We start from the raw sequence: 23,170 nt of genomic DNA, 5'->3' as shown, positions 1-23,170 counted from the left end.
CTTCCCTTTCAAAGATTTTGGGAAACTTTACTATTCCTATTGCATAATTGCGGTTGAACATTCTACCTCACATCAACTTTTGTGGTGTATTGACAGTTTTGAGCTCCGAAATCCGCCACTGCGCCAAGCGCCAAAACGTTGGCGGTAATTAAGAGACAGCAACGCAACCTCAAATCAGTGATATTCATCTTAGATTAGTAAATAAAGATTAGATTGACATGAAAAAAATAATAACACTAACATCAATTTTCCTGATAGTTATATCTTGTTCAATAGATGACGACTTATTGATTCCTGCCGAACTTGATAATCCAAGTGGTATGATAGTATTCTGCCAAGCTTCAATAGATGATACCTTAAGAATAGTTGAATACGAGTATGACAATGCTAATTTGATAAAAGAAACCTCAATTCTAAATGGAGAGGTTCATAGCGAGACAATTTTTGAATATAATTCAGAAAATCAGATAACCTCAGAAATATATCTGACTGATTGGAAAAAAACTGAGATGACCTATATTTATAATGAGGATAACCAACTAATTAATATTTTATACAAATTCACTGACTATGACACTGATGGACAAATAACAAACACAAGTGAAAACGAAGCTCCGAGAGAATATGATAACAATAAATTAGTTAAAGAATGGGAATATTGGGGTGGATTTAATACATATGAGTATAGTGGTGATAAGGTTGTTAAAAAGATTGACTATACCAAGAATGGTGAAAAACACCACATTACGACTTATAAATATTTTGGAGATTTATTGACTGAAGAAAAAAAGGAGACAAAAGCTGGCAGTTTAATGTATTTAAAAACCTACAAGTATGATTCTCAAAACCGATTAGTTCAAATTCAAGACGGAGAAAATATTATTGAGGAAAATGATTACATTGATAAAAAACTGATTGAAAAAAGAACTTACTATTTCGGAATTGACCCAGGATTTGATGTTTGTTATGGAAACTATATTTATAGATATGAATATTAACAACCGCCAACACACAATATAAAACAGTTGGGGTTCAGTGGTTTGCGAGGCTTTAGTTCTCGCTCCAACTTTTTCCAACGGTGGATAGGAACGCGCTCCGAAAACCCAACCGTTTCATATTGTAAAACGTTAGCAGCAAGCGTAACAGACGACCGTGCAACCTGACAGTAACGGACGGACGGACAAGAAAAGTAAACCATTTTGACAGACAGACAAACAAAGACAGACCATATTGAAACGGGACAACGGGTAAGCCGACACTCTTTGCTGACCCTTCTGTATTTTTTCTTTTTCCCCACCGCACATTTTTTATTCATTTTTTTGCCACCGCACAATGGCACATTGGCTTTTGCCCCGACACGCAAAAGCCCACGCTTCGGCAAAAGCCAAAGAGCCATTTTTCCCAACGCTTTTTTAACTTTGCATTTATAAAACATCTATAAAGAGAACACTATGCTATCAACAGAGAAAACATTATCAGAAGTAATTGAAATATTAAGACAACGAGGTTACACAGAAGACTTTAACCTGTTAGAAGAAAACATCTCATATAAAAAAGGAGGCGAAAAAGTTGATCTGAACGACATCGTTATTGATAAAATATATCGTTTTACCGGACAAAACGACTTGGACGATGAAGCCATTTTATACGCAATGAGAAACCGAAAAGACGGAGCAAAAGGCGTATTTGTTAATGGATATGGAACTTACACAGACTCAGGGGCAAACGCTGTTATCAGCAAAATTAATGTTGAAGAAAATGACAATGATGATTGGACAGTAGAAAAATGATTTTTATTAAATTTGCACCGTGAAATATTTATCTTCCATATTAGCCATTTACGTTTTGTTGCTGACAGCAGCACCGAACTTAGTGGAGGACAAATGTTTTCAGGAGCAAACGACTGAACAATCCCAAGACAACCAAGATGATAAAGATTGTGGCGATTGTTGTTCACCTTTTATGAATTGCCATACTTGTGTAGGGTTTACTTTCCCGATAGCAAACTTTGCTTTACACTCTGTTCTTACCTATTCAGACAAAAAAGTTTCCATATACAAGGACAATACTACGTCTGACTTTTTCTCTGCCATTTGGCAACCGCCTAAGATTAGTTAATGTTTCAGTGCCTTAGGCACAATAACAAATTGCGGTGCTACGCACCGCCAATTCTTATTTTTCAAACATTAATAATCATTCAGACAATGAAGTTAAAAATCATTTTGCTGCTAATGGTAGCATTTCATATAAATACCGTATTCGGACAGAATACATTTAAAGCGGTCATAAAAGACAGCGAAACAAAAGAGCCGTTAATCGGTGCGACAGCAATTTTATCAGGAACAGCAACAGGAGCAACCGCAGATATTGACGGACTGATAACCTTAACCAATATTCCGAACGGAAAACAGGTAATTGAATTTCGTTATATAGGTTATGAAACACGAAAAGACACCTTTGAATTTCCTTTAACAACAATAGACCCGATTGAAATTTTTCTACAATCAGAAACAGACGAGTTGGACGAATTTGTGATTTCATCTACACGAAGTTCAAGAACAATCAAAGACATTCCGACAAGAATTGAATTTATTGCAGGAGAGGAATTAGAAGAAAAGGGAAATATGAAAGCGGGCGATATTCGTATGCTTTTGAGCGAAAGTACAGGCATACAAACGCAACAAACATCGGCAACATCTGCCAACGCTTCTATTCGTATTCAGGGACTTGACGGACGATACACCCAAATTCTTAAAGACGGATTTCCCTTATTTGCAGGAGCAGCAAGTGGTTTGGGACTTTTGCAAACACCACCGCTTGACTTAAAGCAGGTAGAAATTATTAAAGGTTCTTCATCTACGCTTTACGGAGGTGGAGCAATAGCAGGATTGGTAAACCTGATTTCCAAAACGCCAACTGATGAAAGAGAGTTGCGTTTTCATTTAAACGGAAGTTCGGGCAGAGGTTTTGATATAAATGGTTTTTACGGACAACGATTTAACAAAATCGGGACAACTGTTTTTGCCTCACATAACCGCAATTGGGCTTACGACCCTGCCAATATTGACCTTACAGCTATTCCAAAATTTGACAGGTATGTTTTCAATCCCAAGTTGTTTGTTTATTTCAGCGATAAAACAAAACTGAATGTTGGATTAAACACAGCCATTGAAAACCGTATCGGTGGCGACATACATTATATTCAGGGAAATGGCGACACTATCCACAGTTATTTTGAAGAAAACAAAACACAACGCTATTCTACACAATTGTCTTTTGACCATAAATTTAATGACAAAAGTTTTTTCAATTTTAAAAACAGCGTGAGTTACTTTAACAGGATAATCAACATTCCTAATTATAGTTTTGACGGCACACAAACGGCAACTTTCAGCGAAGCAAGCTATACCAATGTCAGGGAAAAAACAGAATGGGTTACAGGGGTAAATCTTTGGACAGACAATTTTCAGGAAAAGCAGTTAGATACTTTTCCGTTGAGAAATTACGACCAAATTACTTTTGGTGCATTTGCTCAAAATTCGTGGAAAGCTACCAAGTGGCTCAATCTTGAAACAGGTTTCAGAGCCGATTATGTTATTGACTATGGCATTGCATTACTGCCAAGAGTTTCGGCATTATTCAAAATAACGGATAAATTTTCTTCACGTCTTGGCGGTGGATTTGGCTATAAAACGCCAACCATTTTTACAGAAGAAAGCGAACGCATACAATATCAAAATGTAATGCCGATTGATAAAAACATCAACAAATTAGAACGCAGTTACGGAGGAAATGTTGATTTTAATTATCGCACCGCATTTGGCGAAAAAGTAACGTTTAGCATTAACCAACTTTTCTTTTACACCTATTTGGATAATCCTTTGTTGCTTGACTATCAAACAAACGGCTTATACCAATTTATCAATTCGGCAGGGCATATTGATACAAGAGGAACGGAAACCAATATCAAAATCGGCTATGAAGATTTTAAATTGTTTTTGGGCTATACGTTTACAGATACACGCTTGCATCAAAACGGAGTTTCAACAAATACGCCACTTACGCCAAAGCACAGGATAAATTCAGTTTTAATGTATGAAATAGAGGATAAATGGAAAGTAGGTTTGGAAGCGTATTATTTCAGCCCTCAAAAATTAAGTGACGGAGCAACAGGAAAACAATATGTGCTTTGCGGATTTATGGTTGAAAAGCTATGGGAAAAATTTTCTGTTTACATCAACTTTGAAAATTTCCTTGACGCACGACAAACCCGATTTGACACCATTTATACAGGAACAGTTACCAATCCTGTTTTCAGGGACATTTACGCACCGCTTGACGGATTTTTAATTAATGGCGGTATAAAATTAAAATTGTAAGAATTATGCAAAAGACAATATTTAAAATCATAAAAATGGATTGCCCAAGCGAGGAGCAATTGATACGAATGAAACTGCAAAAGTTTGATGAAATAAAATCATTGGAGTTTGATATTGCAAACCGAAAATTGACAGTTCATCATATTGCGGAAAGCCAACCTATACTTTCGGCTTTGGAAACTCTAAATCTTGATACAACTTTAATTTCAACGGAAGAAAATACAATAGAAATAGAAGCAGACACAAGCAGTATGCAACGAAAATTATTGTGGACGGTTCTTATTATCAATTTTCTGTTTTTCGGGTTAGAAATGCTGTTTGGCATTTTTTCCAATTCAATGGGATTGGTAGCGGACAGTTTGGATATGCTTGCTGACAGTATCGTTTACGCATTGGCATTATTTGCAGTTGGAGGAACGATTGCAAGAAAAAATAACATCGCCAAGTTTGCAGGATATTTTCAAATCCTTTTAGCTGTTATCGGTTTCGTTGAAGTTGTCAGACGTTTTATCGGAGTTGAAAAAATGCCCGATTTCCAAACAATGATTGTAGTTTCTGTTTTAGCCCTGATAGCAAATGTGATTTGTCTTTACTTATTACAAAAAGGAAAAAGTAAAGAAGCCCATATGCAAGCAAGTATGATTTTTACTTCCAATGACGTAATAATTAATTCGGGTGTAATCCTTGCAGGACTTTTGGTTAATTGGCTTAATTCAGGTTATCCCGACTTGATTATTGGAGCAATTGTTTTTGTAATTGTTGCAAGAGGAGCATACAGGATATTACAGTTAGCGAAATAAAAAGCCAACGCACACAAGCACACACATTTTGCAGCCGCTACAAGCCAACACGCAAACCAAAGCTGCAAAAAGAGTGTGCTTGTTCCCCCGAAAAAAAATGAATAAAAAATTTTCCTGCCCTTCTGAAAAAAGAAAAAATACCCGAACACACAAGCCGACAACGACACTTGAACGACATACAGACAATGGTTTACTAAGACGGTGGACAGAACGCCAGCTGCTAACAACTAGGTTTTCGTTGCGTGCGAAGCACGAACAATGAAACCGCTGTTGCACGAAACCGTGAAGTTCTTATGGGGATTGAGTCGGAATTTTTGGAGGCAAACGATGTATCCGATTAGATTAAAATGTAACCCCTGCTAGCAGATTCAGTATCGAGTCAAAAAATTAGATCATTTTGAGCCCTTCCAACCCCTTTTTGGAAGGGCTTTTTTGTCGCATGGGCGTAGCTTCGCCAGCCCGATCAAAATCAGGAATTAAAATTGGGTTGGGACATCGGAAAAGACTGTCTTTGGAGGTCCTCTTTTGGGAAGTCGCTGGATGCTCACCATGCTTTCCTTCTGGCAGCAGGGACAGTACCCTGAGTTGTAGCTTTCCAGAATCCTTGGCTCCTTTTCTGGGATCGGAATTCCGAGTTCCTGATGAATGAGAGGAATCGTGATCTTTTTGGCCGAACTTCCCAATATCCCGAAGTGGCGGATTCGCACCAATCCTCTGGGCAGGATATGCAAGGAGAACCGCCGGATAAACTCCATATTGTCCAAACTCATCTCCAGCTTTTGGGCTTCCTGCCGATAGTCTTTGTAGCTGAAGGTGATTTGTTTGGAGTCAATTTCCAGAATTCGGTGATTGGAGATGGCCACCTTGTGGGTGTATCTTCCCAGGTATTCCAGCACGGCTTTGGGATGTCCAAAAGGCCGCTTGGCGTATACCACCCACTCTTTTTGAAAGAGTTGATTGACCAGTTCCTTTTCCTGTTGGATCCGGGACTTAAGCGCTTTGATATATTTTGCCCGAAAGACTTTGCTCATCGCCTTGACCGGAAAGAGGTATTTGCCCTGAGTTTTGGCTGTCTTCCACTTTTGGTGCTTAGTCAGTCCGCCTCCTGGTACGATGCAGTGAAGATGGGGATGAAGTGTCAGGGTCTGTCCCCAAGTGTGGAGAATAGCAATCATCCCGGCCATAGCCCCCAGATGCTTGGGATCTTTGGCAAAGCAACGGACCGTCTGCCAGGCTGCTTCAAACAGACTGTCATAGACGGCCTTGGGCTTATACATCGCCAGCTGATTCAGCGTGTCGGGTAAGGTAAAGACCACATGGAAGTAGGGAACAGGAAGCAACTCGGCTTCCCGCTTGAAGATCCATTCCTCCCGGTTCTTACCCTGACACTTCGGACAGTGTCGGTTTCTGCAACTGTTGTAACTGATCCGGGTATTCCCACAGTCCGTGCAGGCATCCACATGTCCGCCCAAGTCAGCTGTTCGGCAACGCCTCAACGCCGAAAAGCGTCCGCAGCTGCCAACGGTTGATCTGGGGATGATGTTCCACCTCAGCCCAGTGCTGTCGTAGCACTTGAGCCACTTCGTGATTGGCTCTCAACGACGGGACAGATACAGCCGATCCAGCGGACTGAAGGCACGGCACTTGTCAGTTTGGGCGACGTGGAGATAGATCATCGTGGTGTCGATGGACTCATGGCCAAGGAGATCTTTGATCGTCAGGATGTCCAGACCTTCTTCCAGCAGATGGGTCGCAAAAGTATGCCTAAGGGTGTGCACGTTCATCGGCTTTTCGATCCCAGCTTTCTTTTTGGCTTCATTCACCGCCCACTGAACGCCCCGCTGGGAATAGCGGGAGTCAAAATCTCCTCCGACCCGACCTTTGATCTCCTGATCTTTGCTGTTGAAGACCCATTGGCTCGGCTGCTCGGATTGCAGATAGGCTTTCAGCCCTCTGATCAGGATGTCAGCCAACGGGACGTAGCGGTCTTTTTTGCCTTTCCCATCCTTCACATGAAGGACTTTCCGGTCAAAATCCAAGTCAGAGATCTTCAGATTACGAACCTCAAAGCAGCGAAGACCACAGCCATACAGCAGACCGATCAGCACGCGATGCTTGAGTAGATTGGGTGCTTTAAGCAGTCTGCGGACTTCTTCCTGACTCAGGACTACGGGAAGCTTTTTGCTGTGCTTGATAGTGGGAAGTTCGATCCTTTTATCCTTCATCCCTTCGATCCGATAGGCGAAGCGGAGGGCATAGACGGTGAACTTGAAGTAAGAATCAGAGGGTGTGTTATGCCCCCGTTTGACCAGATGCAGGTAATCATTGATCCGGTCGGGATCTACATCAGTGGGCAATTCATTGAAGTGAAGGGCGAGTTTAGCCAGATGACGGCCATAGTTGGTGACGGTACTTTGGCTTTTCCCGGCCACGGTAACTTTTTGTTCAAACTTGGCCAGTAGTTCAGCAAATCCCGCTATCTTGGAGCAAGCGGTCTGGAGGAGGTTTTCTTTTTTTTCATGATTAATAAGAGTTTATGAATGAGCTAAAAAGTTACCTCTTTCGGACTGCTTACCGGAGAAACTACCGCAGGTTTAGTGCAACAGCACCTACACGCAAGTGGGGGTTCAGTGCTTCTATGACAGTGAAGTGCTACATCCAAGTTCTGTACTTTTAATGAAGTTCAGTGCTAAAAATCCCCACCTGCGTGTAGCTGCCAAACGTTGCTCAATATTTAGGTATCTTCCCGATAAGTTTGTAGGTGTTAGAAAAAGTTATTCTGGAATTTTTCGGCCCCTCAAAAGGCCTAGAAAAATTACGGAAATAACTTTTTTGAATGGATATATCTGTTCTGACATATCCATTTCATGATTGGATCCATCCTTAAAGTGGACTGAGTTGCGAGGTTCTAAACTCCATTGGTTTTACCGTATGCAATAGGTGAACCCGAAGGCAAGTAGGTTTGGTGAGGCAAATTCGGGAGAATTTGTGTCACAAAAACACAACTTGCAAGGCACACGCAAATAAGAAAACGTCTGCTTGTTCTCTCTTTTTTCTTTTGCTGTTTTTGTGGTCTAACCTTAGTAAGGCTTACTTGGCAAAGGAATCCGTTATCATGGCCACTGATTTTCACCTACATTTGGCTTCTTGAAGTCTTCAATAGGAGCTTTCAGCAAAAAGAAAAAGACGGCAGTTTGTGGTCAATATCAGTTATCAACTTCCTCTTTGGTTTTGGGTCGTGAAAATACGCTCATTAGAATGTTGATTTGTTGACTTTAGGGTCTAGTGATCTGAATTACCGAATGATATATGGTAAACATTCGATCAACTTTCCAGTCAACATTCGAACTAGTATGTTGATCGGCAGTCAACTTTTATTCTATTGTTTACCAATTGTTGACTGAATGTTGACTTGTTAAATATATTATTTTCAATGTGTTAAATCAGTTAGTCAACATTCCAGAGAGAATTCGGTCTAATTCCTGTTGAAGGATTTTGTAATACCTTCCTTTCTCTTCTTTCTCGTAAATGCTCCCGGTCAAATCATATTGGTAAGCAGTGAAGTTAGAAGCATTGGGATACTGCTTTAATTTCCAGACTTCCTCTAGAATCCTTCTGACGTGGGAGCGCGAAACTGAGAAACCGGATCTTTCCAGCAATTTCTTGGCGTGGGTATTGGTCAGGCAAAATTCCTCAAGCTCCCGGCTTTCCATGATTTCTTTGATGGTTTCAAAAAGCTCCAGCTCAACTTTGTTTATAGAGTAGGATTTTACCCGGCGAAGTGCAGGGGTATAGATTTGCTCAGGAGTAAACCACATTCTTGAACTCTTTGAGGTAGAAAGCTTCCGATGAAGTAGATAGAAAAGTAGCTGCGGGATTTCATCTTCCAGCTTGTAAAGAAAGTCAGGATCTAGTTTTTCCAGAGTCGGGACTTTCCTTACCCAATACCTGGTTTCCTGAACGCCGATGACCATGAAGTTCTCCTCGTTATTGGAACAAAGGATAATCTTGCCAAAAAACTCAACCTCAAACCGATCTTTGCCCTTTGCCTCGGCTTTGTAAGATTTGGCAGTGCTCAGATTTTTAATCTTCTCGCTGTCTTCCTTCCGATCTAGCAGAACTTCGTCAATGGCAATGATCAATTTTGAAACCCAGTCAGAATTGAAATTGCTTCTGAAATCTGAGTTCGTGTTGAAGGTCATGTTGTTTCCATAGATCGCCTTCAGCAGGTTCAAAAAGGTGGTTTTCCCTGTATTTCCTTCGCTGCTCACCAGACAGAGCACTGGAAGGCGCTGACTGGGTTTAGTAAAAAGGAGCTGTAGGTAGTCCAAACCTATCTCATATTGATCTCCGAAAATATGTCTGATGAACCGTAAAATGTTGGGGCAATCTCCGGGCTCTGGACAAACTGAAATGGGTTCATAGAGATTGTAAAAGCCCTGGTAGTTACGTTGGTATTCCAAATGCTCCGGTATCGTACAAAATCCATTGTACCGTTCCATCTCTTTGACTACTTCACGCCAATTGGGATAGTCTTGCTTAATCGTGTCCAAATTCCAGGAAATCATCATTTCCTCATCTTTGCCACTCATCTTTGGCTTCTTGACTCTTTTGAAAAGGGAAGTACCGACCCGGATATATTTATCTTCTGATTTATTCATATCTATCGGGTTTTTGCAGATCTTTTCTTGTTCTTAAGGAGATAATCATCAGCTTCCTGATTGATTTCCTCTCTTGTTTTGGATTTAGCAGACGCTAACCAATTTCGGAGGTCATCTTTAAAGAAGTAGAGATGCCTTCCTCTCTTAGCATGTGGAATGGATTTCTGAGAGGTTTTAGCATAGATAGAATAGATGCTCAGGTTTAAATATTCTGCGGCTTGTTTTACCGTCAATATTTCATTTGACTCTTCCATAGTGGCAGTTGAAACTTTGGAATTTTGAATTTCTTCCAGGCGAAGAAAAATCTCGTCTAACCGACTGTTTAGAATTTCAAAAGGGTTTTCTGATTTCATGGTAAATTGGTTTTGTTTGCCCTAATTTATATGAAATAGATTTTATAAAGCAAATGTATTAATCATTGCTTTTATTAGATTATTACCTCCTTTGTATATCTATATATAGCTATATATGAAGGGCTGTATATCTATATATCTGTATATATTTCATTGACCTTTTTATAATCTTAAATAATTGAAAAACAGTATGTTAGATAGCTTTGATTTGATTTTTTATTTAATAAAAAGTTTGTTTGTAAAAAGTAGAATCGAGTAATCTATTTATAAAGTTCAATTTTCTTTAATAAATACAATTTATCAACTTCTCTAAGTACGAATTCTTTGCCTACTCAGTGTAGAAGGCTATTATTTATTTTGAAAAATAATGGTATATAAGTATATATGTATATCTAGATATACGAGAGATTTTCAAGGAAAAATTTTTCAAAAAAAATTGTTTTTTTTTCAATCCGAACTTTTTGAACTCAGAAAACTACGTCGGATTTAGAGTAGTCAATAAAAAATAACCTACTTCACAAACAGGAAAACTTGCCTTAGTAGAGCTTGATTTTGTCTGCAGCTTCTACCTTTTTCTCATTTGTAATTTTAGTGTAAATCTCGGTAGTCTTCAGGTTGCTGTGTCCCAGATTTCCTGAAATCACATATATATCTGTTCCGCCTGCAAGTTGAAGCGTAGCATAAGTGTGTCTGAAACAGTGGAAAGTAATATTCTTTTGGATTCCTGCGCTGAGGATCCAGTTTTTTAGAATGGTGTTATTCGTAGCAGAATATTTCAGGCCTGGAAACACACGTTCAGTTTGTGGTTTTCTGGTACCCAATAGTTCTCTGGCTTGATTTGAAATGGGGAGATATTCAGATCTTCCGGTTTTCTTTTGGCGATATTTTAAAAGTGAAATATCTGACTGATCCGTTTCCTCGATTTCTCCCCAGGTCAATTTCTCAATATCAGACCACCGAAGTCCTGTGAGACAGGAGAAAAGTGAAGCAATCCGAAGGGAGGGAAGCATTGGACAGGGAGTAAGGTAGAGTTTCTTCACCTCGGCCTGGGTCAGGTAAACCCGGTTGCTGCCTTCCGCTCTGACGTTATTTATAGAAATACAGGGATCTGCAGTAATAATTCGTTCTTTTACTGCGTCTTTTAGCGCTGCCCTCAGTTTAGCAAAGTAACTAAGTTGGGTATTGGCGGATAGCTGATGGCTTCTGCCGATAGATTTGGCTTTTGCCAGATACTTCTTAAATCCTTCACAAAATTCAGGAGTAACATCAGCAAAAGAACAATTGCCTCTGGAATAGATTTTTAGATGCTCTAAGACACTTTGCCAATTTCCAAGGTTTCCAGAGGAGTTAGAATGCTGTCTTCCTTTTTCATGGAAATACTGAAGGAAATCCCGCTTTTGATTGAATTTGTCATAAAATCCGAAGCTGTTATTCAGAAATTCAATTTCCTTCTGACTTCTGATGCTTTCGGCTTTCAAAAGGCAGATCCGATTAAACTCTTTTTCGGTATGAGTTTTTGGATTTGCGTAAATGTGCAACCCCAGGTAGTCTCTTCTTTTTTTCTGTCCCGATTGTGGATCTACAATGGGGGGATAGAAATCCAGATATAAACTGATTCTGTTTTTCTCCAAGGGACGCTTTCGCAGGGTTACTTTTATCGGTTTCATGGTTGGTGTAGGCTATTGGTTCAAAAATGTCTCAAGATCCGATTTTCTGAAAATCCTTTTTCTTCCGATGTTCTTTACTCCTAAGGAATTATTCTTGATCAAACGCCATAGGGTAGTTCGACTGATCCCCATGAAGACGCAAGTTTCCTTCACATTCAAATAGTCCTTTTGGCTGGCATTGACCCAAGCCTGATTTAGGACAGTGGCCGTCTCAACATTGCTTTGCTGAATTTTATCTTCTTTGATTCGGAGTTTATAAGCTCTTTTGGCGCAAGGTTCACCACAATACTTTGTCACTGTGGTCTTTGCCGTGAATGAATTTCCACAGAACTGGCATATCCGAGTTATTCTAATGTTTGAGCTCATAGCTGATTTTTATGGTCAGTTTGTTTCTGGTTGTTTCCTGATGTTTCTGGTTGTTTCTAGTTGTTTCCTATTGTTTCATAATCTCCCCCAATTTAATAAAAAATTTGTACCGCTAAAAAACGGTACAAATACGGTACAAATTTTCAACAGATTTTGAGAAACCTTGAAAATCACTTAAAAATGAAAAACCCTCTAATTTGTTCAATTAGAGGGTTTTATTTGTAATTACTTATAGTAATTTAGAGTTGTTTTTAGATGTCTATTTGCCGATACAAAACTTAGAAAAAATATTGGCTAGTAAATCATCGGTAGTGATTTCACCGGTAATTTCTCCCAGATAATGTAAAGATCTGCGGATATCCATGGCCAAGAAATCATTGGTCACTTCCTGATCCAAACCATTCAACACATCCAATAAAGATTCCCGGGTTTTGGTCAAGCTGTCGTAATGACGAATGTTGGTAACCACCGTATTTCCAGTCTTGAATTTGTCTAAATTAACCAACTCCAAAATCTTAGCTTTAAGTCCTTCTAGGTTTTCCTTTTGACCTGCGGAGATAAAGATAGTATCCGAATGAATTTCTTTTAACTCTTTGATTATATTTATTTTAGCTTTATCAGTTTTGTTTGCAACTTTAACAAAAGGAACTCCCAAGTTTTCTAGTTTATTGATGTCCCGATTAATCTCCACCAAGTCCGTATCGCTTAAGTCAAATAGGTAGAGAATCAGCGAGGCCGTTTTCATTTTTTCTTGAGTTCGACTAACTCCAATAGCTTCAATGGTATCGGTGGTTTCCCGCAAGCCTGCCGTATCGATAAATCGAAAAATTACTCCGCCGATGTTGATTTCATCCTCAATAAAATCTCGAGTGGTTCCGGCAATTTCCGATACGATGGCTTTTTCTTCATTTAGAAGGGCATTAAGCAGGGTAGACTTGCCGGCATTGGGCTTTCCTGCAATGACTGTTGGAACACCATTTTTAATCACATTGCCTAAGTCAAAGCTCAAAATCAATTCCTCAACTACACGAAGAAGTTTTTCAACCAACACTCTTAAATCATCTCTACTGGCAAATTCTACATCTTCTTCTGTAAAATCCAATTCTAATTCGATCATCGAAGCAAAATGAATCAATTGTGCCCTCAATTCCTGAATTTCTGAAGAAAATCCACCACGCATTTGATTTAGAGCGGCACTGTGTGAGGCTTCTGAATCGGCATGAATCAAGTCGGCAACGGCTTCGGCTTGAGCTAAATCAAACTGACCGTTGAGAAAAGCACGCTGGGTAAATTCTCCCGGCTTGGCCAGACGAACCCCTTTTTTGACAAAAAGCCGGATGACTTGGTTGATGATATAGGATGAGCCGTGAGTGGAGATTTCTACGACATTTTCTTTAGTAAATGATTTGGGGGCAACAAAAAGTGAGACCAATACTTCATCGATTACCCGATCTCCGTCACGAATAGTACCAAAATGAATGGTATGACTGGCTTGCTTTTCGAGATTTTTCCCAAAGAATACATCATTACAAACTTTAATTGCGTCTTTTCCAGACAGCCGTATAACGGCAATAGCCCCGACACCTTGTGGGGTAGCCAGGGCTATGATGGTATCATCGCGTTCTGCGAGGTTAAAACTCATGGTTTTGATCTAAAAGCTTTTTCGATTAATTCATTCAATCCCGCCATAAACTGTTCCGGATTTCGGTACCCGGGTAACTGGGCGATGTTTTTAAGGGTTGGTTCGATGATCACAAAATTGGGATAAGAGCGAACCCGCATGGCTGCTGCCATTTGTGCTTCACTAAATTGTTTTCCCTGAAAATCGAACGTTCGTTCATTGTCTTCGGCATTTAATTTTACCGCATGAAATTTTTCATTGATGTAAGCGACAACTTTGGGGTCAGTAAATGTTTCCTTATCCATTTTTTTGCACCAACCACACCAGTCTGTATAGACATCGACCAATAGCATTTTGGGATGGGTTTGATTGGCTGCAATAGCGTCCTCAAATTTCATCCATTCAATTTTATCCTGTGACCAACCCAGTTGGGCTGAAAGCAGAAATGAAAACAGGATCAAGTATTTTTTCATAGTACTAGTCATTAGGTAGTAAACGACTTCTCCTTTTCTTGAGTTCCAAAACTAAATTTAGCCTTTTTACTTTTCAAAACAGCAGAAACCAAAAATATGATCCCAGCCACGGTAACCATCATTCCTGCTATCGATGAGTCCAACCAAAAAGCTAAATAATAACCTAATACAGAAATCAAAACGCCTAAAACCACCGTAAGTTTCATCAATGGGATCAAGGCTTTGGTCCAAAGAAATGCAATCGCAGGAGGTACCACTAACAGGGCGACTACTAGTATGGCTCCCACCGCTTCAAAAGAACTGACGGTGGTATAGGAAACCATGCTCATGAGCGAAAGATTGATCGCACCGGCTGGAATCCCCAAAGCCAAACCAAAATTCTCATCAAAGCTAGTTAGTGTTAACTCTTTAAATAAAAGCCAGATAAACCCTGTGACCAAAAGTAAATTTAAGACCGCTAACCAGGTAATTCGCGGTCCCATGCTCATGCCTGAAGCCGTAATCCAAAGGTCAATGGGGAGATAGGCGATTTCTCCATAAAGCACACATTCTTGATCCAGGTCTACTTTGTAGGCGAAAATATTGATCAAAATAATTCCGATAGCAAATAATAGCGTAAAGGTGATTCCTATCGAGGCGTCTAGCTGAACCTTTGCTCTTTTACGTAGCCAATCGATCATTAAGGTGGCCAAAATCCCTAAAAGCCCTGCCCCGATAATTACCTCCAAGCCTCGTTGACTCCCCGAAACAAAAAAACCGATTACGATTCCCGGTAATACGGCATGTGAAATGGCGTCTCCTGTCATGGCCATTTTTCTTAGCATCATAAATACGCCTAACAGGCCGCAGGATATCGCAATGAGCGATGCCGTAACAATGATCAAGAATGCATTTTGGTCAAAACTAATCATGGTCTCGTGGGATGTTTTCTTGGTGGGGATCAAGCTTGGGGTAATTCAATCTGCTTTCCAGCAAAGCTTCCAGTTCGGGGGTGAGCAAATGTTCAAGTTTTTCAGCGGATTCATGCACATGATCTGGAGCGATATTCATGTATTCGTTCAGGTAAGACTCCCAAAGTCGATGAAGTCTTACCACCCGTTTTGCTTCAGTCAATCCAGTAGATGATAAGTATATAATATTCTGATTTATAACTAGATGGTTTGATTTTGATAAACTTTTGATTGATTTTAAGGATTGTTTCTTTTGTTCAGGATAAAGCTGATAGATTTCTTCTATGGTCAGTCCGGATTTTCCTTCTTCCATGGCTTTGAAAATACTTTTGAGGATGTGCTCATTCTGGGTTTTTCTCAAGTAATTTTTTCGAGCAAAGTAACGGTAAAGCATGCCTCGCTTCGGAGCAAAAAGAAAGGAGATTAAAGCCAAAAGTGACAAGCTCACCACCACCCAAGGACCAGTGGGCATTTGGGGGATAACGTAGGAGATGTAGGTACCGGTAATTCCTGAGATAACAGCAAAAGCACCCGCAAGCACTAACAGTACTGAAAGCTTATCGGTCCAAAATCGTGCGGCAGCACCCGGTGTGATCAACAAAGCTGCCATTAAGACCACACCGATGGCTTGAATCCCGATGATAACCGATAGAATCATCAATACATTAAAAAGAAGTCGAATCCTTCCCATGGGATACCCGATCGCTTTCCCAAATTCAGCATTGAATACCATCAGACTGAATTCTTTCATAAAAACAGTCAAAGTCAAAATTATCAACACGGCTAATCCTCCATACACCCAGAGGTCTTCCTCCAAAATCCCGATGGCATTTCCAAAAATAAACTGGTTCAAACCGGCCATCTCAGGGTTGCCGGTTTTCTGAATCACAGTCAACAATACAATCCCGAAACCAAAAAAGATAGAAAGTATACTGGCAATGATGGTATCTTCGCTCAATTTGGTGTTTTCGTTAAGCCAAGAGCTCAAAAAAGTAGCCATTGCCCCAGCGATGAAAGCTCCTCCAACGATATAGATAGGATTTTTTTCTTCGGCAAAAAGAAAGCCCAGACAAATACCAGGTAAGACAGCATGAGAAATAGCATCTCCTAATAAGGCTTTTTTATCCAAAAAACTGAATGTTCCCACGTAGGCCGAACCAATTCCCAATAGCGTAATGCCAATCACGATAAAGGCAATCGAAGAATCTTGGAAGGTGAAGAAGTATAGAAAATGCTCCATTTTATTAGTTTTTAAGGGGATTAAAATCCTTTCGGCGGATAATTTCGGAGACTTTGGTCAGTAGGTTTAATTTCCCACCATACGTTTTTCGAAGTAATTCTTCAGTTACCACGTCATCCTTGGGTCCAGAGGCTACCAAATGGAGATTAAGCATAATCATCCAGTCAAAATATTTCATGGCCGAATGAATGTCATGATGAACAACAATCACTGTTTTACCAGCTTTTGCCATTTCCTGTAGAAGTTCAAAAATGGCGTTTTCGGTCGCCATATCCACTCCTGCAAAAGGCTCGTCCATCAAATACAAATCAGCTTCTTGTGCCAAAGCGCGGGCGATGAAAACCCGCTGCTGCTGTCCCCCTGATAATTCGGAGATTTGGCGTTTGGCAAAGGCGCTCATTCCCACTTTTTCAAGTGAAGCTAACGCAAGTGATTTTTCGTTCTTACCGGGACGCCTGAAAATTCCCAATTTACCATACGTGCCCATGGTGACCACATCCAAAACCGAAGTTGGAAAATTCCAATCTACGGATTCACGCTGGGGGACGTAACTGATCCTACTTCGAACCTCGCTTAGATTTTTATCAAAGATTTTGACATAACCGCTACTGTGGTCCACCAGCCCCATAATTGCCTTGATCAAGGTAGATTTTCCGGCACCATTTGGTCCCAAAATCCCAATAAGCTTTCCAGCGGGTAGTGAAAGATCCACGTTCCAAAGTACCGGGCTTTGTTCATAGCTGACCGTGAGATCATGAATTTCGAGAATAGGGTTATCGACTTGTTTAATCATGGCTTGAGGTTTTCAAATATGATTTGAAGGTTGGTTTCTATCATACCGATGTAGGTACCGGCAGGAGTCCCCGGTTGATCAAGGCTGTCAGTATAGAGGGGACCTGCCAATTTAATTTCATGACCTTGGTTTTTCCCCGCAGCTACCAAAGCATTAATTGCTTTTGGGGAAATGGTTTGTTCTGCAAATACAGCCCTGATTTTTTGTTCGGCTACAAATTCCGCCAAATCTGTCAAATCCCTAATTCCTGGTTCACTTAAGGTGGACAGCCCTTGAAGTCCCTTTACTTCAAAATCGTAGGCTTTTCCAAAATAAGCAAAAGCGTCATGAGCAGTAATTAAGGCCTGTCCAGTTGTTTTCAGTTCTTGGACTTTAGCTTGGATTTCTTTGTCAAGCTGGTTTAGTTTTAGTTGATATAAGGTAGCATTTTCCTCGATCATTACCTTCCATTCAGGCTTCCATTTGATCAGTTCTTTCCTCGTGTAGTTCATGGCCAAAGACCAGAGTTTAACATCAAACCAAATATGAGGATCCACGCTGTGCGCTTCCGGGCCTGATCGAATAAGCAAACTATCGGGGATCTCCGTTGAGATATTGATGATGGATTGGTTAAACTCCAGCTTCTCGAAAATTTCGGTCATCTTTCCCTCTAAAAATAGTCCGTGATAAACAACCAAGTCCGCCTTTTGAAGTAAGTCCAAATCTCGGACGGAGGCCTTGTACAAATGGGGGTCGACTCCTGCAGGCATCAGCGAAACGACCTCGGCATTTTCCCCGACAAGATTGTAAACGCCATCGGCCAATATACTGGTGGTCGCCACGATGAGTGGTTTGGTGCCTGCGCTCTCATCTTCTATTTTACAGGAGAAAAGAGCGAAAAATAAAACCCAGAGAAGTAGATGTTTCATGATTGAAGAACCAAAATATTGGAGGCTACATCCTTGGACATAAACAGCGTTTTCTTTTGATCAACCAAAATCTCCAGCGAACCATCAAACTCTACTTTGTCTAGTACTTTGATTCGCGCTCCGATGTAGGCACCAACTTTATCCAAGTACCTGAGGAATGCGGCCGAGCTATCTTTTACCGCCACAATTTGACCGGATTGATCGATTTCCATTTCATTGAGTGGGATTCGTGGACGGGAACGGACGTCTCCGTATTCATCAGGGATCGGATCGCCGTGGGGATCAAACTTTGGAAAATTCAAATAGGCATCTAATCGCTGAATCAAAAGGGGAGACTGGATGTGCTCCAGTTCCTCGGCTACCTCATGGACTTCGTCCCAAGCAAAATTTAATTTTTCTACCAAAAATACTTCCCAAAGCCGATGTTTTCGAATCGTTTGCAAGGCGAGCTTCTTTCCTTCCTCGGTAATATGAACCCCGTAATATTTGCGGTATTCAATCACTGATTTTTCTCCCAGTTTACGAAGCATGTCCGATACAGAAGCCGGCTTGGTTTTCATTTCAGCTGCAATGTCATTGGTCGAAACAGATTTTTTTCCTTCCTCGGAGAGATGGTAGATCGCTTTAAGATAATTCTCTTCAGCTGTTGTCAGGTTCATAGTTTTTCAATTGTCAGTCAAATATAAAAATAAATTAAGTCATATCTAAATAAAAGTTTGAAATAATCTAAAAGAGCTGTTGATAAGTCAAAATGGATTGTGGTTTCTGTATTAGGCATGACTAAAAATAAATTTAGCTTCATAAATAAAAAGTCATAATTAATTGAAAAACAATGTAATAAATTGATCATAAAATTGATTTTAATAAAATCAAACTTCTGAAACGAAGGATACAGGGAGTTTCCTGATTGAGAAAATCGTGTAAAATCTGGGGTAGGAGTGGATAAGATTTTGACTTATCCACGATGTAAAATCAACTGGAATTAAAGGGAATCTATAAGTGCCAAGAATTTAGGTTCTTGACATGCCCAAAAGGTTTCAACAGGAAGGTCTTGGCTGAAATACCGATTCCTGATCGCAAATTGAAAAGTGGAAATTGCAACTTCTGGTTTGGAGAAATCCATGGGATAACCTCCCCGATACGTTCGGATGTACTCTTCCCATTTGGGATTGGGAGAATATAAAAGAGGGATGCCCAGAGCGGCTGCCTCAAAAAGTTTGGTAGGCATTTTTGAATTAATTTCTGGACGATTTTGATAGGGCATTAAAATGAAATCAGCCTCTTGGTAAGCTTCAAGAATTCTAAGGTGATCAATGGGGTCGGAGGAAAAAATCAGATTCAGTCTGGGATTGGAACTTGCCATTTTTTCGATTTCCAATTGATGAGCCGATAGGGGCACATGACCGATTAAAGTCAAGGTGCTCTTGGGATAAAATTTTAAAATTTCCTCAAACCAATGGATTGCATCTACACTTCCAAAAGCTGGTGAAATGGTCCCCCCTAACACGAAATGAAATTCATTTTTCCCTTCAAATCTGTGCTCAGTTATCGACTTGGCTTGTGCGCCTGCATATTTGTTTTCAAGGATCAAATGGGGAGATTTATCCCGCATCTCGGTGGCGTAACAGGACTCGGCCAAGAAAAAATAATCGATGGATTCCCCCTTTTCTGCCCAGCTAATTAGTTTTTTACCCAATCGCCTTTTCCACCGACTCAATTTTGGATTTAAGTTGAGATTTTGGCAATAGTTCTCCTGAACATCATAAATCAAGCGATAGCCAAGCAGTGGCTTGAAGAACTTTGCAATCGGTAAAAATTCCCAAGTGCAGCAAATCAGGATCTTTGGTCTGATTTTCAAGAGAATTACTAAGAATCGGAAGGGCATCAATGCCCGCTGTCCTAGAGATTTTGTATGGGATAATGAACTAAAAAATCGAATTCCATCTTGTTTAAACGTTGATTTTGCGGAAAAGCCTATGAAGTTTAGGCGGTATTTATTTGTTTCACGCAGCGAAAGCCCAAGCTTATCAAATGCCCGGCTATCTTTGACGGGTTTTAATCCTGAGGCGATTAAAATAGCGGGTTTTTGAACACCTTTAACTTGCATAAACGAAACTAACCAAAATAATGGAACTAAAAACCATCATCGAAAAAGCCTGGGATAACCGGGAATTATTAAAAGAAAAAGACACCGAGATTGCGATTAAAACGGTAATTGCGGATTTGGATGCAGGGAATCTTCGTGTGGCTGAGCCCGCAGAAGATGGATCCTGGATAGTGAATGATTGGGTCAAAAAAGCCGTGATCTTATATTTTCCAATCCAAAAAATGCAAACCATTGAAGTTGGTCCGTTCGAGTTTCACGATAAAATGGCCTTGAAATCAAATTATGCCAAACAAGGTGTACGAGTAGTACCGCATGCGGTAGCTCGCTATGGAGCACATTTGGCTAGTGGCGTGGTGATGATGCCGAGTTACGTTAACATCGGCGCTTACGTGGACAGTGGCACGATGGTTGATACGTGGGCCACAGTCGGTTCCTGCGCCCAAATCGGCAAAAATGTACACCTCAGCGGGGGAGTAGGGATAGGGGGAGTTTTGGAGCCGGTACAAGCTGCTCCGGTGATTGTCGAAGATGGGGCTTTTGTCGGGTCTCGAGCCATCATTGTAGAAGGTGTACACATCGGTAAGGAAGCAGTAATTGGTGCAGGAGTTACCCTTACAGCAAGTTCGAAAATCATTGATGTAACCGGATCAGAACCTGTCGAATACAAAGGCTATGTGCCTCCTAGATCCGTGGTTATTCCCGGGTCATTGGCCAAAGAATTTCCTGCAGGAACCTTTCAAGTACCCTGTGCACTAATTATCGGTCAACGTAAAGCTTCTACAGATCTAAAGACTTCCCTCAACGATGCGTTGAGAGAAAATAATGTAGCAGTCTAAACCAACTCATATGAAATTTATTATCCAAGCGGGGATCATGGCATCGATCTTTGCTGTTCTGCTTTCTTGTTCAAAATCTGATCAAAATCAAGGTGATATTTACTATGAGCAGGGAAATTATGAGCAAGCCATAGAGAAATACACCGAGAAGCTTAAGTTCGAGCCCAATGATGTATCCACACTGTATAGCAGAGGAAGGGCTTATGAGGAAAGTGGAAATTTTGAATTGGCAAAAGATGATTTTGAAAAGGCCTTGGAACTAGAACCCAATAATTTTCAACTATTATTGAGTTTATCCAATATTCATCATACCAATGAGAATTATACCAATGCGCTTCTTTATGCCAATCGTGCCGAAGAAATCTCCGGAGCTCCCGCAATGGCTTCGTTTCTGAAAGGGAGGGCCTATCATTCTCTGGGAAATACAGAGGAAGCGCTTAAAGCCTATGGAAGTGCCATCAGACGCGATAAGAATTTCGGCCAAGCCTATTATAACCGTGGATTGTTAAAAGTGGGAATGGGTAATATCGGAAGTGGCTGTGAGGATTTACAGCTGGCTAGTGGCTTGGAATACCCCGGATCTTCTGAGGCCTACAAAAAATATTGCCAGTAACGAGTAACAATTGTTCAGTAACAAAGAGGCTGTCTCAAAACTTGAAATAAAGTTGGAGACAGCCTTTTTTAATTACTGGTGATCATGCTCAAGTTCCTGGTGATTACAGACCGACTCAGTTACCGTTTTTCCGGCACCACCACAAACTCGACAATCACTTTTTTCCAATTTACTTCCTTGACACGTTGGACAGGTCAATCTCCCTTTTCCATTGCATCGATCACATTCATAGAATTCTACAATGTTGAAAATATTCCGTTTGGTGATCATCCCACTGGCAGCACATCGACTGCAGCCTACAATTCCGATCCCTTTGCAATAGCTACAGGATTGCTCAATTTGTTGAGCTCCGTTACACGTTTCACAGGTTTGAAGACGGTAGCCTTGGGCATTGCACAGTTGACACTGGTTGATCTCCCTTAAGGGTTTTTCCAGTTTCTTTTTGAGTGCTTGTGCCCCCTCATAGTTCTCTCCTCTAAATCCATTGATTTCCAGGTATTTGTTTAAAAAATTTTGGCTATTGTCGAATTGCTTTAATTCAAAAAGTGTTTCGGCAAAATAATAGGGCATTTCCTCGGGAAGGGGCAAGCCTGAATCAATTAGATTTCTGAATATGGAATTGGCTGTTTCAAAATCATTCCGCTCCATAGCCGCTAGGGCCCCTTTCATCCATCGATCGGTTTGTCCCAAGTTGGGTACAGATTGTGCCAAAAGCGGTGCTTGAGCAAGGAGAATGAGTAAGGAAAGAAAATAAAGATTTTTTTTGTTCACGGGGTAAGAAGAAATTGTGATGGCTGCAAGAAAAGCAGATGATATGTATTTGTAAAGTTAAAGTTTATCAATGAAGATTTTGAAGGTATTTTTAAAATTGGATTTTAGAAGCCGAAAAATGTCTTTATTTTAGGCCATCAAAAGAAATCTCATTCAAGCTAATGAGGCTTCCACTTTACTTACCATAAACCAAAAAAATCATGGGAAAATCAATTACAGCCATCGAAGGAATTGGAGAAATTTTTCAAGGAAAACTAGAGCAAGCAGGAATTAAGACCGTCGAAGGGCTTTTAGAAAAAGGCGCCTCAAAAGCAGGAAGAAAATCCATTGCTGAATCCTCTGGAATTGATGAAGGCAAAATTCTCGATTGGGTCAATATGGCTGATCTATTCCGAATCAACGGAGTGGCCAGTCAATTCGCTGAGCTCCTGAAAGCCGCTGGAGTGGATACGGTAAAGGAACTTAGAACCAGAAATGCGGAAAACCTTCATGCCGCATTGGTGAAAACACAGGAGGAAAAAGGACTGACCAAAGCCGTTCCTGCCTTATCCAAAATTCAGGATTTTATAGCACAAGCCAAAGAACTTGAACCCATGGTCACGTATTGATCAATTTCAAAATACTTCAACTTT

Annotated in this window: 22 protein-coding genes; 7 read left to right on the top strand and 15 right to left on the bottom strand. The window is 40.5% G+C overall.

Annotation, left to right across the window (positions count from 1 at the left end; all coding sequences use genetic code 11):
- Positions 1-218 precede the first annotated feature (218 nt).
- The 4 genes from Q0L00_RS15325 to Q0L00_RS15310 all read left to right on the top strand — a co-directional run bounded on the left by Q0L00_RS15325 (position 219) and on the right by Q0L00_RS15310 (position 5,179).
- Entirely contained in the window at positions 219-998 is a 780-nt protein-coding gene (locus Q0L00_RS15325) for a hypothetical protein (protein WP_297337760.1), read from the top strand.
- Positions 999-1,451: 453 nt separating this feature from the next.
- The gene (locus Q0L00_RS15320; protein ID WP_297337759.1) at positions 1,452-1,790 is read left to right on the top strand and encodes a hypothetical protein; all 339 of its coding nucleotides are present in this window, start codon (positions 1,452-1,454) and stop codon (positions 1,788-1,790) included.
- Positions 1,791-2,204: 414 nt separating this feature from the next.
- Positions 2,205-4,379: a TonB-dependent receptor gene (locus tag Q0L00_RS15315; protein ID WP_297337758.1), complete on the top strand. Its 2,175-nt coding sequence runs from the start codon at positions 2,205-2,207 to the stop codon at positions 4,377-4,379.
- A gap of 5 nt (positions 4,380-4,384) precedes the next feature.
- Positions 4,385-5,179: a cation transporter gene (locus Q0L00_RS15310; RefSeq protein ID WP_297337757.1), complete on the top strand. Its 795-nt coding sequence runs from the start codon at positions 4,385-4,387 to the stop codon at positions 5,177-5,179.
- Between the two features lie 476 nt (positions 5,180-5,655).
- Here the strand turns inward: Q0L00_RS15310 and Q0L00_RS15305 are convergent, their stop codons facing one another.
- The 14 genes from Q0L00_RS15305 to Q0L00_RS15240 form a co-directional block, all read right to left on the bottom strand.
- Positions 5,656-6,675 (bottom strand): IS91 family transposase, encoded by a 1,020-nt coding sequence (locus tag Q0L00_RS15305; protein ID WP_297337756.1) that lies wholly within the window; start codon positions 6,673-6,675, stop codon positions 5,656-5,658.
- 99 nt (positions 6,676-6,774) lie between these two features.
- Complete coding sequence (locus tag Q0L00_RS15300; protein ID WP_297337755.1) at positions 6,775-7,536, bottom strand: tyrosine-type recombinase/integrase; 762 nt, start codon at positions 7,534-7,536, stop codon at positions 6,775-6,777.
- Between the two features lie 1,086 nt (positions 7,537-8,622).
- Positions 8,623-9,840, bottom strand: coding sequence for a DUF5906 domain-containing protein (locus Q0L00_RS15295; protein ID WP_297337754.1), 1,218 nt, complete (start codon positions 9,838-9,840; stop codon positions 8,623-8,625).
- Positions 9,841-9,842: 2 nt separating this feature from the next.
- Positions 9,843-10,193: a helix-turn-helix domain-containing protein gene (locus tag Q0L00_RS15290; protein WP_297337753.1), complete on the bottom strand. Its 351-nt coding sequence runs from the start codon at positions 10,191-10,193 to the stop codon at positions 9,843-9,845.
- Positions 10,194-10,729: 536 nt separating this feature from the next.
- Complete coding sequence (locus Q0L00_RS15285) at positions 10,730-11,860, bottom strand: site-specific integrase (RefSeq protein WP_297337752.1); 1,131 nt, start codon at positions 11,858-11,860, stop codon at positions 10,730-10,732.
- Positions 11,861-11,872: 12 nt separating this feature from the next.
- Complete coding sequence (locus tag Q0L00_RS15280; protein WP_297337751.1) at positions 11,873-12,226, bottom strand: helix-turn-helix domain-containing protein; 354 nt, start codon at positions 12,224-12,226, stop codon at positions 11,873-11,875.
- 259 nt (positions 12,227-12,485) lie between these two features.
- Complete coding sequence (mnmE, locus tag Q0L00_RS15275) at positions 12,486-13,868, bottom strand: tRNA uridine-5-carboxymethylaminomethyl(34) synthesis GTPase MnmE (RefSeq protein ID WP_297337750.1); 1,383 nt, start codon at positions 13,866-13,868, stop codon at positions 12,486-12,488.
- Positions 13,865-14,320: a thioredoxin fold domain-containing protein gene (locus Q0L00_RS15270; protein WP_297337749.1), complete on the bottom strand. Its 456-nt coding sequence runs from the start codon at positions 14,318-14,320 to the stop codon at positions 13,865-13,867. The genes mnmE and Q0L00_RS15270 overlap by 4 nt, the downstream gene beginning before the upstream one ends.
- An 11-nt stretch (positions 14,321-14,331) precedes the next feature.
- Positions 14,332-15,231, bottom strand: coding sequence for a metal ABC transporter permease (locus Q0L00_RS15265; RefSeq protein WP_363318555.1), 900 nt, complete (start codon positions 15,229-15,231; stop codon positions 14,332-14,334).
- On the bottom strand, positions 15,224-16,510 hold the full coding sequence (locus tag Q0L00_RS15260; protein WP_297337748.1) for an iron chelate uptake ABC transporter family permease subunit: 1,287 nt from the start codon (positions 16,508-16,510) through the stop codon (positions 15,224-15,226). Before Q0L00_RS15260 ends, Q0L00_RS15265 begins: the two co-directional genes overlap by 8 nt.
- 4 nt (positions 16,511-16,514) lie before the next feature.
- Entirely contained in the window at positions 16,515-17,303 is a 789-nt protein-coding gene (locus Q0L00_RS15255; protein WP_297337747.1) for a metal ABC transporter ATP-binding protein, read from the bottom strand.
- The gene (locus Q0L00_RS15250; RefSeq protein ID WP_297337746.1) at positions 17,300-18,211 is read right to left on the bottom strand and encodes a zinc ABC transporter substrate-binding protein; all 912 of its coding nucleotides are present in this window, start codon (positions 18,209-18,211) and stop codon (positions 17,300-17,302) included. The genes Q0L00_RS15255 and Q0L00_RS15250 overlap by 4 nt, the downstream gene beginning before the upstream one ends.
- Entirely contained in the window at positions 18,208-18,870 is a 663-nt protein-coding gene (locus Q0L00_RS15245) for a metal-dependent transcriptional regulator (RefSeq protein WP_297337745.1), read from the bottom strand. Before Q0L00_RS15245 ends, Q0L00_RS15250 begins: the two co-directional genes overlap by 4 nt.
- Before the next feature lie 323 nt (positions 18,871-19,193).
- On the bottom strand, positions 19,194-20,318 hold the full coding sequence (locus Q0L00_RS15240) for a hypothetical protein (RefSeq protein WP_297337744.1): 1,125 nt from the start codon (positions 20,316-20,318) through the stop codon (positions 19,194-19,196).
- Between the two features lie 20 nt (positions 20,319-20,338).
- On the opposite strand from Q0L00_RS15240, the gene Q0L00_RS15235 reads away from it, so the two are divergent.
- Both Q0L00_RS15235 and Q0L00_RS15230 read left to right on the top strand, forming a co-directional pair.
- Positions 20,339-21,154 carry a 2,3,4,5-tetrahydropyridine-2,6-dicarboxylate N-succinyltransferase gene (locus tag Q0L00_RS15235; RefSeq protein ID WP_297337743.1) on the top strand — a complete coding sequence of 272 codons (816 nt, stop codon included), beginning with the start codon at positions 20,339-20,341 and terminating at the stop codon, positions 21,152-21,154.
- Positions 21,155-21,164: 10 nt separating this feature from the next.
- Positions 21,165-21,767 (top strand): tetratricopeptide repeat protein, encoded by a 603-nt coding sequence (locus Q0L00_RS15230; RefSeq protein WP_297337742.1) that lies wholly within the window; start codon positions 21,165-21,167, stop codon positions 21,765-21,767.
- 72 nt (positions 21,768-21,839) lie between these two features.
- Here the strand turns inward: Q0L00_RS15230 and Q0L00_RS15225 are convergent, their stop codons facing one another.
- Entirely contained in the window at positions 21,840-22,538 is a 699-nt protein-coding gene (locus Q0L00_RS15225; protein WP_297337741.1) for a molecular chaperone DnaJ, read from the bottom strand.
- 200 nt (positions 22,539-22,738) lie between these two features.
- On the opposite strand from Q0L00_RS15225, the gene Q0L00_RS15220 reads away from it, so the two are divergent.
- A complete protein-coding gene (locus tag Q0L00_RS15220; RefSeq protein WP_297337740.1) occupies positions 22,739-23,146 on the top strand; it encodes a DUF4332 domain-containing protein in 408 nt (135 codons plus the stop codon).
- Positions 23,147-23,170 lie beyond the last annotated feature (24 nt).

Source organism: Algoriphagus sp. (assembly GCF_024305035.1).
Taxonomy (GTDB): domain Bacteria; phylum Bacteroidota; class Bacteroidia; order Cytophagales; family Cyclobacteriaceae; genus Algoriphagus.
This window is presented reverse-complemented; position numbering and strand designations above follow the sequence as displayed.